The organism is Rhodopirellula islandica, assembly GCF_001027925.1.
Lineage (GTDB): Bacteria > Planctomycetota > Planctomycetia > Pirellulales > Pirellulaceae > Rhodopirellula > Rhodopirellula islandica.
This window is the reverse complement of the sequence record NZ_LECT01000046.1, coordinates 1-16,612: the sequence shown is the minus strand read 5'-3', so window position 1 is coordinate 16,612 and position 16,612 is coordinate 1. Positions and strand designations below refer to the sequence as shown.

Sequence of the window (16,612 nt, the reverse complement as noted above, 5' to 3'; positions counted from 1 at the left end):
AATGTATCGGCAAAGGTGCCAACTGCCGACGCCACGAGATCGCAACCGGTGCCCAGCGCAGTTCTCCTCCTAGTGGTCTGTCAGGACTTGCTTTTAGGGTAGTGGACGAGGCCACGAGTCCTGAACTGGCGTCAAAACCAAGGACTCGTGGCCTCGTCCACTACGATCAACCCTAACTTTTAGCTGTGACAGACCACTAGCACATCCATTTTCACCCCGGATGAAACTCAACTGGGCCTTCGAATGTGGAATTGGTATCGTGAGCCGTCCGCAGCCTCCCCTTTCACGCCACCTTTGACAACCACTTCGCGGCCTTCTGCAACATGGCGAACGAAAGCGAAGGCGGTTTGAATTCACCCCGCACATCACGGCCGCGAATCAGCGTTGTGATCCCGGTCTTCAACAATGCCGCCTTCATTGAGCAGGCATTGCAAAGCGTGTTTGACCAGGACGCCCCCAACACCGAGATCATCGTGGTCGATGATGGGTCGACCGATGCAACCGGCGAAGTGCTCGCAGAATTTTCGGATCGCATTGAAATCGTTCGGCAATCCAATGCAGGATCGGCCATCGCTCGAAATGTCGGCTTGCGTGAGACCACCGGTGAGTACGTGGCCTTCTTGGACGCAGACGATTGGTTTCTGCCGGGAAAGTTTGCCCGACAAACCGAGATCCTCGATGCAGATCCGGAACTGGGCGCCGTGCACAGCGGGTGGAAGATCACGGACGCAGAGGGCGCCGTGACCAAGGTGATTGAGCCTTGGGTCGATGCTCCTGAACTCGATCTGAACACTTGGTTGGTTTTCAAACCTGCCAAGCTCGGGGCGATGCTGTTTCGCCGCGAGTGGCTACAAAAGGTGGGCGGCTTTGATCCCGAACTGCTGCAGTCTCAAGATGTCGATTTGATGCTACGACTGTCTCTGGCTGGCTGCACCTTCCAATGGCAAAAGGCCGCCACCCTCTGCTACCGCCGGCACCCTTTCAGCACCATTCGCCGCAACGGTTTGGGCCAGGTCAAATACGCCACGATGGTGCTGAACAAGTTCTATGCGAATCCCTTGGTCCCTTCCGCGATCAAACGCAACGAACGTTCAGTGCGATACTACTCCAGCATGTGGCTGGCCTGGCACCTGTTCCACATTGGAAACGCAGAGGCTGCCGCGCAGCAACTTCAACAGACTCGTTCCTATTCAAAGGACGATCTTCGACGCACCGCTCACGATTGCTTGTATCACTTCACAAGCTGGACGGAAGCGGCAGGTTCAGATCCGGAAGACGTCCGAACAATGATTGGTGCCTTTGAGACGCTTGGTGACGGAGATCTGTCTGCCTCAAACCACCTGACCACTTCGCTGCACTGGTGGCTTTCCGTTTGGCGGCACTACCTTTCTGAAAAAAGTCCAAACGCCGCGTCACAACTCAAACACTCTCCGCCCCTCGATCCCGATCAACTCCTCGAGCAAGTCGGCTTCTACCTGCGAACCGGCATGGTGCCTACACCAGTCCAAACGGTCGATCGATTTTGGAACGACGCGATGTCGACCGGGCACTTCCAATCAACCGAACAGCATCGAACCGCTGAACTTTACGTGACACTGTACGGTCGTGCGTTGTATTCCGGCGACTGGCGAATTGCTTTGCGAGCGTTGTTGCGAACGATGCGTTTCGGTTGGCATCCCAAGGCTTGGCCGGGCATCGTCCGCACGATCAAGTCGCTCTGGATGGAGCTCAAAAACTCAAAGTGACACGAGTTTCAAAGTGACACGTTGGCTGATTCCAGAGATGTCTCCATCGCCTCTTCATTCAACAAAGAGACTTCTTTGGGCCCGAGCACCTCGTAGGTCACACCCCGCCAGATCACCCGTCGAAGGACCGTCGCACGAACCATGGCGGAAACATGAATGACAACCGCCAGTAGCATCGCAATGGGAAGCTTCAACAATTGGACGCCAATGAATCCTGGAACCGGCTCGCCCTGTGCTCGGATGATTCGGCGGGCAGCGACGTCCAACAAAAACCAGAGCGTCATGACCGTCCCGCTGTAGATGGCGGAGCCGACCACAAACCCAAATGCCTCCTCGTGGTATCCCACGAGCGTACAAACAATGGCCAACACCAAGGTGACCATATAAATGCCAAGCACACCCAACGTGTAAACCAACATGATCGGCCATTGGCTGCTCATGTAAGTCTGCGTCCACTTCAATTGGCGAGTGAGAAAGTTGTGAGCAAATCGCAAATCGCAGTCTTCTCGATTGGCCATCAACAACGAGGGGACAAATTGAAGCTTGAGTCCCTGTTCTCTCAACGCCACTCGGACAGGTCCATCGTCGACGATGGATCGGGTCAGTGTCTCTCGCAAGCCGCTCTCTTTCACCACCGACGCCCGGATCGCCAAAGATCCGCCCCACGGAATTTGCCCGAGATGCATCGTGACGACGCCGATCGCGTTGCAAACCTGACGCACGAGCGATCCCATCCAGCCAACGGTTGGAAGAAACCATCGATTTCCAAAAGCCGCACCCACGCGAGGGTCATCCAGCGGAGCCACCAACTCACGCAGCCAAGTGGGATGGCTTTCCAGATCAGAATCGGCAAGCACAACCACCTCAAACGAATCATCGATCTGATCCAGAAGCTGGACCAACGAACTGCATTTCAAACTGCACGTCTCCAGTCGCTGGCGAAGCGTCGAAATGTGAACCCGGCACGCGGCGGACTTGCCTCCCGTGTCATCAACGCCCTGTTTCACCACTCCCCAAGCGGGATCGGCCTCAGAATCAATGACGATAAAAATTTCGTAGTCAGGGTACTGCTGATTCATCAACCGCTGCAGGCCACCCGCCAATTGAGGATCGGCACCCCGCAAGCACAACAAAATGGCAACCCGTGGCAGTTCCCTGTCATCGGACCTCTCACGGCGGTGCCGAAACAGTGCCACCAGCGTGAACGTTGTGCACAGTGCATTGACCACAGCAAATCCGATGAGTGCCCAAAACGCAAATGTCGCTAGGTGAAGGAGAGTCATGCGAACATTTGGAAGTGAGGCCACAATCGGCGAATCATTTTAAGAACGACCGGCAGCAAGCTACGCAAACACCGTGGCGAGGTCAACTTTGGCGGCGAACGCAACCGCGACTCGACCAAGCCTTTTTCACGCTCATTCGTTCGTTTTTTGCATGCCGAGAGCCATTCAGGCCCCCGAATGCTATTGGTTCACTGGACCGACTTTGCTAAACGGAGGGATGCCAATGGAATAGGTCCATGCATTGGTGATCGATCCAAGACTTCAATGGCACTGGCGTCAACGGTGCGACAAACATCATTGACGGACGAAACAAAAGTCCTGTCGAGGCAAGGAACGACCGCTTGAGTCACCCCGCTAGAAAACACTCGCTGTCGTCCCGTCTGTTGATCGGCACGCTTGCCACTGGCTGCCTGCTTGTGGCAGCGATCGGATGGCGTCTGTTCAGTCAACGCAACGAATTGCCGGAACTACGCACCGTCAATGTCGAGCGACGAGACCTGGTCATCACGGTCGGCACCACCGGGACCATCGAACCCGACGAAGTCGTCCAAGTGGGCCCCGATGTGGCCGGGAAGATTGTTCGCTTTGGCATGGACTCGCGCGATCCCAACAAACCCATCGGTGTTGGCTCACGTGTTGCCGAAGGCACCGTGCTCTTCCAACTGGACACGCAGCAATACGAGATTGCTTTGGAAAAGGCCAATGCCGCTTACCGATTGGCCACGGCCGACTTGGTTCGGCTGGAGGCACAGTTTCAACAATCGCAACGAAACCTTGATCGAGCCAACCGCCTTCGATCGACCAACGCGCAAAGCGTCTACGACGAGATCGTGACCGCCAATGAAATGGCGACGGCAATGCTTGCGGTTGGCAAAGCCAAAGTGGAGGAAGCCGAAGCCGAAGTTCATCAAGCCAAGGTGAGCCTGGAGAACACCAACGTCCGATCCCCCATCGACGGCATCGTGATCGACCGACGCGCCAACCTGGGCCAATACGTCAGCGTTGGTCATCCGGGACTCTTTCTATTGGCGAAGGACCTGGACCAAATGCAAATCCGGGCATCCGTGAGCGAAAGCGACATCGGCAAAGTCCAACGAGGCCAACCTGTTACCTTCACCGTTGACGCCCATCGCGACCAAGTGATGACGGGCCACGTGAAAGAGATCTTGCTCAACGCCAGGATGCACGGCAACTTCGTGACCTACGACGTGATCGTGGCGATTGATCAAACCGATTTGAATCTTTTGCCACACATGACCACGGACGTCGAATTTGAAATCACCAAGCGTGAACAAGCTTGGCTGGTGCCCACGGGCGCTCTTCAGTGGTGGCCAGAATCGGAACAGATGGAACGAACCATTGCCTCCGATTTGATCGCTCCGAGTGACGAATCCAACGGCCCCAACAAAGGCGACACCGCCTACATATGGGTCCCCGCGCAAGACGGCAAAGTTCGAGCGATCTCGGTTCTCGTCGGTATCGACGACGGCGTGCAGACCGAAGTGATTGGAACCGGATTGGACAACCATTCACCCGTGGTCGTTGGCGAAGTCAAACGCACCACGCTGGCCAGAATCATTCCGAAAGTGAAAACACTTCGGTAAGCGCCATTGAGTATGTGAGCCGCTTGGCGTTAGCCCCGGTTCCCTCACGCAACCGGGGCGAACGCCCAAACGGCCCACGTGGTTGTTCCCTACCCTCCCCGCACCTGCTTAGACGGATCGCTTGATCACAAACGTCCGCGACAAGTGTCAACGAAACGTTCCCGTTTGCGGCATTGCTCTTCGCTGCGTCGCGGATGGACTGGCGATCCGAGTGCCAGTCATGTTGTTGTCGAGTTTCTCAGGCCGGGCGAACACAGACGCTGAGTTCAACGCGAATCGACATTCGTCGTAGGTTGGCTGACCAAAACCCACTCCCATCGCTTGCAACAAGGTGCCCCGAGCGTGGTGGACCTTGATGAATGCGAGGTTGTAGTCGACCACACTGCGTTGAAACTCGGTCTCCGCTTTGGTGGCACGGATCTGGGCTTCCAACACGTCTTCCACTTGAATTTCGCCTTCGGCATGCCGTTGCGACTGAGCAGCCAACCGGATCTGTGACGCTTCGCGACTCTTTGCCATCGAGTTCATGGTGCCATAGGCGCGATCCAGGTCAATGAATGTGGTGCGAAGCTGTGCCGAGATTTGTCGGCGTTGTTCCTCTGCAATCGCTCGCTCTCGCTGCAATTGAAGTTGGGCATGCCGAACCGCCGCGTTCTCTCGTCGGTTCGCCACCGGCCGACTGTAATCGACTCCCACCTGCCAACCTTGCAACGCACTGCCGAACAGTTCGGTGTCATTGGTCGGGTCGTCAGCCAGTCGTCGATACTGCCCGATGAAATCCAACTGGGGCCGTTGCAAATTCTTCGCCGCTTTGATTTCGAGCACACGCTTGGCGATGATCGCCTGTTGTTTTCGAAGCTCGATTCGGCTGCCTTGCGCCAACGCATCACTTTCATGCCAATCAAACCGGATCGGTGCCTGCAGCGGAGGTCCGATGGGTTGGATCAGCCGGTCGTCGCAAGCTGGAAGCGCCAGCAACGTTCGCAGTTTGAGCTCAACGTTGTAGACCCCGGTTTGCCCCGGGACCGTGCCACAGATTGCATTTCGAACCGCGGCCTCAGCAGAATAGAACTGCTGCCTCGCCAACGCTTCGACATCGGGCGGGCTGACTCGTTGTTCGACGCGTTGCTGCTCCAATTGCCACGCTTGCCGCGTGTTCTGCATGGCAACCCGCTTGGCCTCGAGATCTTGATAGGCGAAGAACAACTCCCAATACACGATCGACACATCTCGCACCAATTCAGAGACGGCCTGTTCGACTCCGAGGCTGACCTGCTGGTGATCAATCTGGGCGATGCGAATGCCTCGGTACACACCGGGTTTGGCCAAAGGGCCCGCGATCTCGTTGATCTCGGTTCCCGACCCTCGCATCAGCGGGTGCCGAACTTCTGCTCCGTAAGCCGCATACAGCCCACCGGCCAGATCCTCGTCATAGCCACCGATGCTGCCGATCGACACCTGCGTTCCCGAATGCAGAATGCGGCCGACACCCAATCTCGCCAGCGTCTCGGGCTGGGAAAAGACGCCAAATTGGCCGTTTGAGAACGCGGAATTGACTGAGTTGCCGTCGCCGTTCCAAACAAAACTGGATTGGAACTGGGTGTCAAAAGCAGACAAGCTTGCGTCGAGCCCCAGATTCGGATCGTTGCGAAGCACCGCCGGATCCAACGTGGTTCGCACCATGTCCGGGTACGACAAAACTCGACCGCCTTGGTCGCGAATGACCTGGCTGTTTCCGAGCGCCAACTGAATCGCTTCGTCCAACGACAAATGCCAAGGCGTCAGTTGATTAAACTCGTCGGCGGTTGGTGGCGATCGCTGCACGACTGATTCGAGATGCGAAACCGTCGCGATCTCAGGCGGTTGGTTGGACTGCCCAGTGGCGGGTTGCCCAACGGGCTTCTCTAGCGAAATCGCGGACCAATCCGAAGGCGTCATCCCCGGTTGCTGTGGCGCACGCATGTCCGCCGTCCGGCACCCCGGGAAACTGCTGGTCACCAACGCGATCAGCAGCGATGCGATCGCTTGGTGAGTCAATTCGAATGATCGCGAAGTACGCATTCGTGGTTCGCTGAGTCCTCGGATGCATGCTTTGAGATTGTCGGACCTGAACGTTTATCGGAGTTGTAGGCCGACCCTGACAGCAATACCGGCACGTCCCAAACGAAACACCTAACCCGCAAAGTCACCCGGCTGACACGCATTGCCCAGAATGGAGCAGGCAAAAGGCGATCGCCAACGCACCCAATTTTCCTGGTCGATCAAAGAGATCGGGACTGCGGTGCCGGCTCGGAATACGAGGTGTGCGGCCCGCGTTGAATCTTGTCGCCACGCACGTGATAGACGATTCCGCGCCAAGTCACCTTGGTCGTGAAGAAGCACTTGCAAAACCAGAACGGCGAGACGATCTGGCTGATGACGATCCAAAACGGCAGTTTCACGAGCGATGCTGTGGACAAACCACTTGTTGGTGCACCGCAGTGGGATCCACTTCGATGAAAGCTGGTTTCACACATCAAAACCAACACCACATTCGAAATCTCGAAGGCGATGAACGCGAACAAAGCGGCCCGCATCGATTCCCAGTCGGATTGCATCCATCCCACCACGGCAACGACTGCAGCGAGGAACGGAATGGCCGACGAGATGATCCCGTAGCCGACCGTCGCTGGCCAACTCGAATGATAAAGCTTCGCGGTCAACAACTGTCGAGGCACCCAGTTCATCAAGTCAGCAAAGGTGCACGTTTCCTGATTCACGACCATCACGTTGGGCACGAAGATCTGTCGATCCCCCTGACGACGCGCAACTCGATCGAGCATCGTGTCCTCGCAAAATGCATGCGACCATTTCTTCAGCAAACCGGCTTCATCAATCAGCTGCCGTCGAATCAGCAGGCTCCCACCCCAAGCGATCCGAAAGACGATCATGTTGATGGCGGCGGGAATGTTCCAAAGGTATCGAACCAAGGATGCACCCGTTGGATCCTGAGGTTGGTACCAACGATTGCCCGTTGTGACCGCCACCGTTGGGTCTTGCAGCGGTGCAGCCAGTTCAGCCAACCACGTCCGGTGGGGAACCGTGTCCGCGTCACACAACGCGATGACCTCAAACGATGGATCGAGCCCTCGGATCACCTGAACAATCGCGGCGCACTTCAGGCTGCATGTTTCCGGTGGATCCTGCAAGACACTGACCCGCACTCGTTCGTCGGATTCGAATTCGCGAAGAACGGCTCGTGAAGGATCTTCTTGACTGTCCACGACCACCTGCAACTGAAACTCAGGGTAATCCTGGTCGAGCAAGCTTCGCAGGCACTCCTTCAAAAACGGGTCCGCCCCGCGAAGACACAGGATGACCGCTGCCTTGGGTGTGAAAGCCTGTTCGGGCAAACGCGCCCGTCGCGACATCCACACGACAAAGATCAGCGAAAACGCAGCCTGAATCGCCACGATGACGAAGACACCCCAACAAAAAGCGATGGCGATCGTCACGCGGGAGCATTCCTGAAAAATCGTTGCAGTTGAAAAACAGAGGGAGACACACCCAACATCGTCGCCCACCGTCTTTCACGGAAGGTCAGGCGATCGATCGCGCGCCCTGATTGCCCACCGCTTTCGCCAGGATGCGAAACAAGAGGGAGCTTGCCTATCGCTTGGTTGGGATTCCAGCACCGGTTTCCTGGAGCCATTCGGTCAAACGCCCCGTCAACTTCTGAGCGATCTCCGGGTGAACAGCGGCCAGATCCTTCGTCTCGCTCAGGTCAGCTTCCAAGTCGTACAGTTCAACGGAATCGTCGTCATGACGAAGAATGAGCTTGTATTGGCCGCTGCGAATCACCGAACCAGGACGATTGTCTTTGTGAAACGCGAAGTGTGGGTAGTGAAAGTACAATGCATCACGCTGGAGTTTGCCACCGCTGAACAACGGTTGCAATGTTTCGCCATCAAGTGATTCATCGCCCGCAAGCCCGACCCCTGCAGCATCCAAAACGGTTGCTGTCAGATCCATGCTGATCACAGGAGTTTCATTCACCGTCGCCGCTTCCGTCACGCCGGGCCAGCGAACGATCAGTGGCACTCGCAAACCACCCTCGAACAGATACCCCTTCCCTTTCCGCAGCGGTCGGTTGTCAGTCGCGCCCGACCAACCGCCGTTGTCACTGGTGAACACCACCAAGGTCTCGTCCGAGATGCCGAGCGAATCCAACTCACGCAGCACGCGTCCGACAGCGCGGTCGGTGGCTTCAATCTGGCCACCGTAGATGGGATTCTTCAGACCAGGACCTTCTTTGCCTTTGTAATGTTCGATCAAGTCCTCCGGTGCCTCAAATGGATAATGTGGATTGTAAGTCCACAAGCACACGAACATCGGCTGGTCCTTCTCACGCCGCAAGAATTCAATCGTTTCGTCGGCCAAACGATCGCTCAGGTACTCGCCTTCTTTGCGAGGCGGCAACGCGGGAATTCGATAGGGATCAAAGTACGTCGGAGGTCCCCCGAGGCCGCAACCACCCACGTTGACATCAAAACCGTGCTCAGTTGGCCAGTACTTTTTGTCGCCGCCCAGATGCCACTTGCCGAAGAAGCCGGTCGTGTATCCGGCTGCTTTCAATCGCTCCGCCATCGTCGTGGTTTCGTGAGGCAATTCATGTTTGGTTGCGGGTGGTTGAATCAATCGATCTTCGGGCCAAAAAGACTTGCTATCCGCCCCATGCTGGGTGATGTGCAGTCTCGCGGGAGCAAGCCCGGTCATCAGAGCGGCACGTGTTGGAGAACAGACCGTGGAAGCCGCGTACGCGTTGTCGAAACGCACCCCTGATTCTGCCAATGCATCGATATTGGGCGTCCGCAACACCTCGTTGCCCTGGCAGTGCAAATCCTTCCATCCCATGTCATCCGCCATGATGAACAGGATGTGCGGTTGATCCGCTGTCGTGGTTGGAATCAAGCAGGCGTTCAAGCAAGACGCCAACAGCAACCCCACCCACAAACGCATCGTTCGAGTCTCATTCATGTTCGTAGTTCTCATGATCACGGTTTTTCTGGAACGATTGGCCAATCATCGGTTCGAAACGAGGATGCAGGCAGGCCATCTTGGTTAGACAAATTGGGCGTGTCGCCACTGCCCCAGGCGTATCGCACGGCAACGGGTTCAGTGACCGCGTCGCTGTGCCCGACGATCGTGTCCCCGTCGATCTTAGCGTCGGCGGCGACGAACGTTTGATCGGCTCCAGCAATGATAAAATGACTCAGTGACTTGCCATCGGATGTGGTCAGCCCACCGCCAACATGCTGGAAGTGCAGACGAATGGATGCCCCTTCGACCTCGTGACTTTGAAAGAGCGGTCCTGAATCCACGATGTCTTGACGACCGTAGTCACGGGAAAGAGCCAGCCCAGCCAATCGTTCGCCCACAGGTTTCTTGTTCTTTGGGTGGATATTGGTTGGATCACCAATGTCCATCGTGACCACCATCCCCGTGTTGGGTTCCGACAACGCCATCGTTTGTGCCTCCCGTAGAAAGGCCGCACTGATCGGTTCCTGCTTGTACGCAAAGGGAGCGATTTGCACAAAGTAAAACGGAAAATCGCCAGTCCCCCAACGACTTCGCCAGTCGCGAATCAGGGCTGGGAACAGAGTTCGGTATTGCTCGGGTTGCTTGACGTTGGATTCGCCCTGGTACCAGATCACACCGCGAAAAGAAAATGGGATCAGCGGCTGGACCATGCTGTTGTACAGCACGCTTGGGTTCAGTTGATTCAACCCTCGCGGAGCCTTTTGACCGCGTGGGAATGTGATGCCAACCTCATCCGCCAATTTCGCATGGATCGCGAACGGTTGGTTGAACTCAGGGAAGTCTTCTTTCAAAACTTCGGGGCTCACCCAAGCCTCAGCGGAGGAACCACCCCAGTTGCTCGAGATCAACCCGATCGGCACGTCCAATTCCTGGTGCAGTCGCGAGCCAAAGAAGTAACCTACCGCACTGAAGTTGAGAACGGTTTGTGGGCTGCAGGTGGTCCACTTCGCTCGGACGTCGTCTTGTCCTTCCAGTGCCAAGATCTGAGGCACATCGCAAAAGCGAATTTGCGGGTACTTGGCTTGGACCACGTCCTCTTTGAAATGATCCACACCGAAGCCACGCATCTTCCACTGCATGTTCGACTGACCGGAACAGATCCAAACCTCCCCCACCAAAACATCGGTCAACTGGATCGTCGTCTCGCCACTGCTCACGTGAACCTGGAATGGCCCTCCCGCCTTGGGAGTCTTGATCCTGACCTGCCATTTCCCATCGGAGTCTGCTTGGCATTGAACGGTTTGATCGGACCACGATGGGGTCACCGCAACAATCGCGTTCGGATCAACCGTTCCCCAAACCGGTGCGTTGGTTTCTTGCTGAAACACCATGCGGTCACCAAACATGCCGGACAGCCGCAAAGCCGTTCGCTGGGAGGTTTCCACTTCGGCGACCACCGCTGTGGAAGCGAGGATCAGCCAGCACGGCAAAACAGCGGACAGCACACGAAACATAGCGACTCAGCAAGCAATCATTCGATGGTCAACGAAACGCAAGACCCGAGGATTATCCTTCAACCGACATTGAAAGCAAAGCACGGCGGCGACCAGGGCGATGAGTTCCTGGATGCGTTCACTGAAGTCCCGACCCGATGGCGAGTGATTCCCCACCGCTATTCCGCCGCAACGTCCTTCGCCACCCCTGCGTGGACACGGGCGGGGGACTAACATACGGCCTACCTTTTTTTCATTTCCTCCTCTGCATCCCCCGAAGTCGGCAATGAAATCCCCATCGCTCATCCGCGCCCTCGTTGCGTTTCTTCTCGCAGTTCCGCTGTCGACCTCGCTTGCGTTTTCCGATGACAGCACGTCGCCCAACATCATTTTGTTGATGAGCGACGATCAAGGCTGGGGCGATGTCGGCTTCAACGGCAACGAGGTTGTGCAGACGCCCCACCTCGATGCGATGGCCGCGGCGGGAGTTCGATTCGACCGTTTTTACGCTGCCGCCCCCCTTTGTTCACCGACACGCGGCAGCTGCCTCACCGGTCGCTACCCATTTCGCTTTGGCATTCTGGCGGCTCACACCGGCGGCATGCGAGTGGGCGAAATCACGATTGCTGAGATGCTCAAGAAAAGAGAGTACGCAACTGGCATGTTCGGCAAGTGGCACATCGGCTGGGTGAAGCCCGATGAAGTCGGCACAAGAGGTTTCTACTCCCCTCCCTCCCATCATGGTTTCGATGAGTACTTCGCCACCACGAGTGCGGTGCCGACGTGGAACCCAACCGTCACACCCGACGACTGGGACAGTTGGGGCAACAAGCCGGGTGAACCGTGGAAAGGTGGCTTTCCCTACGTTCACAACGGCGTCGAAGCCAAGGAGAATTTGTCGGGTGACGACAGTCGCGTCATCATGGATCGTGTGATCCCGTTCATTGAAGCCAACCAATCCCAACCCTTTCTAGCAACGGTCTGGTTCCACGCACCTCACGAACCGGTGGTCGCTGGCGACGAGTTTCAAAAGCTGTACCCCCAAGCCGGCAGCAAACGAAAGAACTACTACGGCTGCATCACAGCGATGGACCAGCAAATCGGACGCTTGCGAACCAAACTCCGTGAGCTTGGCATCGAGAAGAACACGGTGGTCTTCTTCTGCAGTGACAATGGCCCCTCCGATGGTTTGACGAAGAGGAAGGTCGCCTCAGCGGGACCCTTCAAAGGTCACAAGCACACCATGTACGAAGGCGGCCTGCTGGTTCCCGCCTGTGTCGAGTGGCCCGGGACGATTCCGGCGGGCACTTCCACCGACGTCCGATGCAGCACGGTGGATTTCCTACCGACGGTGGCGTCGATCGTCGGTGATTCGATGGCAACCAAAGCCAACCGCCCCATCGATGGCATCGACTTGATGCCGGTGATTCGCGGCGAAACCAAGGCTCGAGACCGGAGCCTGTTCTTTGGCTATCGCAGATTGCACCAAGGCATCGATGGCCAAGCGATCATCTCAGACGACTGGAAACTGCTTCGAGAAGCGAAGAAAAACGGTCGCGTGCGTTTGTACGATCTCGCCAAAGACCCGTTTGAGAAAAAGGATTTGTCCGCCGAACAGCCAGAACAAGCCGAACGACTTCGCAAAGAGCTTGAGCTCCTGGATGCGAGCTGCCAGCGGAGTCGCGATGGGGCGGACTATCGATACTGAATCGCGGCCATCCGGCACCTGGCCTGTGGATTGACTCCTGCTCCCAACCACCACCCAACTTTGCTCTCTCGACCCGACCTCTGTCTGCGGACGGAGGTTCGCGTGAAATCCAAACTGAAAGAATCCGAGATGACCCAAACTCTTGCACCCGCGATCCGTGGCGTCATGTTGGCTTGCACCCTGATCGCATTTCACGCCGTCAGTGCAGCGGAGGAATACGACGTCTATCTTCTCGCCGGCCAGTCCAACATGGATGGGCGGGGACTTGCGAGCAAGCTGACTGAAGAACAGCAACAGCCATTCGAAGACGCCATCCTTTTCTACCGCAATGTGCCTCACTCCAGCGAAGGTTGGCAACCGCTCGCTCCCGGTTTCAGCATGCCACCGGGGTACAAAGGCGAGCTTCCTTCACCAAAGTTTGGACCTGAAATCGGGTTCGCACGATCCATGCTGCAGGCCAACCCGGATCGCAAACTGGCGTTGATCAAAGGTTCCAAGGGCGGCAGCAGTTTGCGAGTTGATTGGAAACCCGGTGTGCAGGGGGATCCCAGCAGCCAGGGACAACGGTATCGCGATTTCATCGAAACCATCCGCATGGCGACCAAAGAACTGGTCCAACGAGGCGATTCGTTCGCCATTCGCGGAATGCTTTGGCACCAAGGCGAGTCGGACTCCAAGTCCAGCACCGAGGTCTATCAACGCCGGCTGGAAGAACTGATCGTTCGCATTCGAGAAGACGTAGGCGTTCCCGAACTGCCGGTCGTTGTCGGTGAGGTCTTTGACAACGGCAAACGTGACAGCGTCCGCGCCGCGATTCAAGCGGTCGCCGCCGGCGACTCCACCGTCGGGCTGGTTTCGTCCGAAGGCACCCAGACGTGGGATCCTGGCACTCACTTCGATGCCCCCAGTCAATTGCTACTGGGAGAACGTTACTCGGCCGCGATGCGTGAGCTTCCCATTCCAGAACCGGGCGAGATGCCCGCGATCTCGGAGCAAAGCAACCTGACCAAACCCAACGTGTTGTTCATCACCGTCGATGATTTGAACGACTGGGTCGGCTGCTTGGGTGGCAACCCGGATGCCCAGACACCGAACCTGGATCGGTTGGCACAACAAAGCGTCTTGTTCAACAACGCCCATTGCCAGGTGGCTCTGTGTTATGCGTCACGAGCCTCGTTCATGACCGGCATGTATGCCTCCAAAACTGGCATCTACAACAACTCATCCAAGTCAGCCAATGAAGCGTATCGCCAAGCGAAACACATGCCCGTTTGGTTTGGCGAGCATGGGTATCGAACGATGTGCATGGGCAAGATCTATCACAACGATCACGGCAAGAAGGCCTACTGGGATGAGATCGGCCCCAAGACTCTTCGCTGGGGACCGGAACCACCAAACGGTCGACAATTTGCCGAACGATTCGGCAAAGACGCCCAAGACTCCTTGGCCTGGGCCGCGCTGGACATTGAAGAAGGCGGCATGCCGGACGAGCAAATCGCGGCTTGGGGAATTGAGAAACTCAACGAACAACACGACCAACCGTTTTTTCTATCGCTGGGTTTCTACAAACCTCACACACCGATGACGGCCCCGAAGCGATACTTCGATCAGTTCGATCGAGACAGCCTGACCTTGCCGGAGATACTTGAAAACGACCTGGATGATGTCCCAGAAATCGGTCGTCGGTGGGTGCTCGATCGCAGCAAACTGATCGCGGAAGAAGCCGTCCGCCAGTACAGCCCAACCTACCGACGAGAGTTGGTTCACGCCTACCATGCCTGCGTTGCCTTGGTGGACGACTGCATCGGACAAGTGCTGACGCATCTGGACAACAGCCCTCACGCCGACAACACAATCGTGGTCCTGTGCTCCGATCACGGTTGGCATCTGGGAGAAAAACATCACTGGCGCAAATGGATGCCCTGGGAAGAATCCACCCGCAGTTTGTTGATCGTGCGAACTCCCAACGCGGCCGGCAACGGCAGCGTCAGTGAACGAACCGTGGGACTGATCGACATTTACCCGACCCTGGCTGACCTCTGCAACCTGTCCCCGCCAAGCGATCTGCAAGGCTTGAGTTTCCAGCACCTGCTAGATAATCCAAAAGCCGCCTGGGACCGCCCCGCACTCACCTCCACCAAAGCCGGCAACCACACGGTTCGCTCACAACGTTGGCGTTACATTCGCTACATCGATGGATCGGAAGAGCTTTACGATCACGACAACGATCCCAATGAATGGCACAACCTCGCGGGCGATCCAGCCATGGAAGCGATCAAAAAGCAGCACGCTGCATGGATCGACCAACTCAACCAGGCGGACTAATCAACAGACCGCCGATGGTTCCCAGGTGCCGCCACCAATCATAGCCAACTCAGATCGAACCCGTCGTCGGTCAAGAGTTGCAGATCGGTGTGCGAATCGTCGGAATCGTCATCCACTCCATCGATGAACGCATCGCAAAACGCTTGATCCACCAAATCTTGATGCAAGAGACCACCATTCAATGAAGTGTTGGAGGAGGCGACTTCCGACACTGAAGCATCGATCCCCAACTCTTCTGATTCAGTCCTGTCCTCATTAGCACTTGGCAATGAGAAGACTTGCACCGGAGCAGCCAAATCCCATGCCTCGAGCGACTCGCCGGCGGGTGTGGAGTCCGATCCAGGATCCTGACTTCGATTCAACTGGTTGATCACGATCAACGCATCCAAAGCCGTGACCGCACCGTCTGCGTTGACGTCCACCCAAGATGGATCCGACACAGGCTCTCCCGCTGCATCCGACATTTCATTCAGTCGATTGACGACCACCAATGCATCCAAGGCCGTGGTCTGGCTATCACCGTTGGTGTCGGTGGGTTGCAAGAAGTTGTTTGTTGCGGTCAACGAGAAAGCGTCTGTTCCGGCAGTCGAACCAACGGAGTACATCCGGTCGCTGGAATGGGCTTCAAAGATGATCGCATACAGCCCACCCGCGTTCACCGTGGCTTGAGCGGCACCGTTCACAAACTGACTGACCTGCTGAACGTCGCCATCGAGAATGCGGATGCTTTCTCCCACCGACGCGGTGCCGATGGGCACAACTGTCATCGTTCCCGTGGCATGGGCGACAAACAGAATCGCGGTCTGCACACTGCCCGCGGAGATCAGATGCGGACGAACAACAAAGTCCGGCGTGATGATCTGAGCTGGGATGTCCGGTGTGGTGTCCGTGTCCTGATTGGTTGCAACAATTTCAGAATCTGAAATCGCAGCGTAATCTGCATCTTGACTGGACACCGTGAGCGTCACGTCGACCGTTTGATCACCATCAACGATCCCGTCGGCCACTCCCGTGACGACGAACGTCTGATCAACATTCCAATTGTCAGGGGTGAAAGTCAGTGCAGCGGTGCCCACTGAAATTTCGCCCGTGTCACCACTGGAAATGGTCACGGTGACATCGTCCGTTGGCTGGCTGGCCAAAGAAACGGTCACACTGTCACTGGTTCCATTTTCATTGACCACCGTCGATCCGGCGGATTGGTTGACGACCAAACCGGGGGTGGCCGGGACCACTGAAACGGTCACGGTCGTGGTATCAACTCCCGTCGCCCCTTCATCGTCCGTGACTTGCACGCCGACGGTGAATGTTCCTGCGGCGGTCGCTGCAAATGCCGTGGTCACGCCCGTGGCATCGTCATACTCGCCGTCGCCGTCGAGATCCCAGGCGTAGCTGGCAATCGTTCCGTCACTGTCAGTCGAACCGGCCGCGGTCA

Annotated in this window: 11 protein-coding genes; 5 read left to right on the top strand and 6 right to left on the bottom strand. The window is 56.7% G+C overall.

Annotation, left to right across the window (positions count from 1 at the left end; all coding sequences use genetic code 11):
* Positions 1–323: 323 nt before the first annotated feature.
* Positions 324–1,745 carry a glycosyltransferase family 2 protein gene (locus RISK_RS23730; protein ID WP_047816819.1) on the top strand — a complete coding sequence of 474 codons (1,422 nt, stop codon included), beginning with the start codon at positions 324–326 and terminating at the stop codon, positions 1,743–1,745.
* Positions 1,746–1,753: 8 nt separating this feature from the next.
* Here RISK_RS23730 and RISK_RS23725 read toward each other — a convergent pair whose 3' ends face one another.
* Positions 1,754–3,028 carry a glycosyltransferase gene (locus RISK_RS23725; RefSeq protein WP_047816818.1) on the bottom strand — a complete coding sequence of 425 codons (1,275 nt, stop codon included), beginning with the start codon at positions 3,026–3,028 and terminating at the stop codon, positions 1,754–1,756.
* Positions 3,029–3,369: 341 nt separating this feature from the next.
* Here RISK_RS23725 and RISK_RS23720 point away from each other — a divergent pair, with 341 nt between their 5' ends.
* Positions 3,370–4,632 (top strand): efflux RND transporter periplasmic adaptor subunit, encoded by a 1,263-nt coding sequence (locus RISK_RS23720; protein ID WP_236696630.1) that lies wholly within the window; start codon positions 3,370–3,372, stop codon positions 4,630–4,632.
* 147 nt (positions 4,633–4,779) lie between these two features.
* Here the strand turns inward: RISK_RS23720 and RISK_RS23715 are convergent, their stop codons facing one another.
* From RISK_RS23715 to RISK_RS23700, 4 genes are all read right to left on the bottom strand, one after another.
* Positions 4,780–6,693 (bottom strand): TolC family protein, encoded by a 1,914-nt coding sequence (locus tag RISK_RS23715; RefSeq protein ID WP_047816816.1) that lies wholly within the window; start codon positions 6,691–6,693, stop codon positions 4,780–4,782.
* A 200-nt stretch (positions 6,694–6,893) separates the two neighbouring features.
* Entirely contained in the window at positions 6,894–8,126 is a 1,233-nt protein-coding gene (locus RISK_RS23710; protein WP_047816815.1) for a glycosyltransferase, read from the bottom strand.
* 154 nt (positions 8,127–8,280) lie between these two features.
* Positions 8,281–9,648 carry a sulfatase gene (locus RISK_RS23705; RefSeq protein ID WP_047816814.1) on the bottom strand — a complete coding sequence of 456 codons (1,368 nt, stop codon included), beginning with the start codon at positions 9,646–9,648 and terminating at the stop codon, positions 8,281–8,283.
* Between the two features lie 17 nt (positions 9,649–9,665).
* Positions 9,666–11,165, bottom strand: coding sequence for a sialate O-acetylesterase (locus RISK_RS23700; protein ID WP_047816813.1), 1,500 nt, complete (start codon positions 11,163–11,165; stop codon positions 9,666–9,668).
* Between the two features lie 24 nt (positions 11,166–11,189).
* On the opposite strand from RISK_RS23700, the gene RISK_RS33245 reads away from it, so the two are divergent.
* The 3 genes from RISK_RS33245 to RISK_RS23685 all read left to right on the top strand — a co-directional run bounded on the left by RISK_RS33245 (position 11,190) and on the right by RISK_RS23685 (position 15,177).
* The gene (locus RISK_RS33245; protein ID WP_047816812.1) at positions 11,190–11,378 is read left to right on the top strand and encodes a hypothetical protein; all 189 of its coding nucleotides are present in this window, start codon (positions 11,190–11,192) and stop codon (positions 11,376–11,378) included.
* Positions 11,379–11,430: 52 nt separating this feature from the next.
* Complete coding sequence (locus RISK_RS23690) at positions 11,431–12,852, top strand: sulfatase-like hydrolase/transferase (protein ID WP_047816811.1); 1,422 nt, start codon at positions 11,431–11,433, stop codon at positions 12,850–12,852.
* Positions 12,853–12,954: 102 nt separating this feature from the next.
* Entirely contained in the window at positions 12,955–15,177 is a 2,223-nt protein-coding gene (locus RISK_RS23685) for a sulfatase-like hydrolase/transferase (protein WP_236696629.1), read from the top strand.
* 38 nt (positions 15,178–15,215) lie between these two features.
* On the opposite strand, the gene RISK_RS23680 is transcribed toward RISK_RS23685, so the two are convergent.
* A partial coding sequence (locus tag RISK_RS23680) for a dockerin type I domain-containing protein (protein WP_047816810.1) occupies positions 15,216–16,612 on the bottom strand: 1,397 nt, incomplete at its 5' end.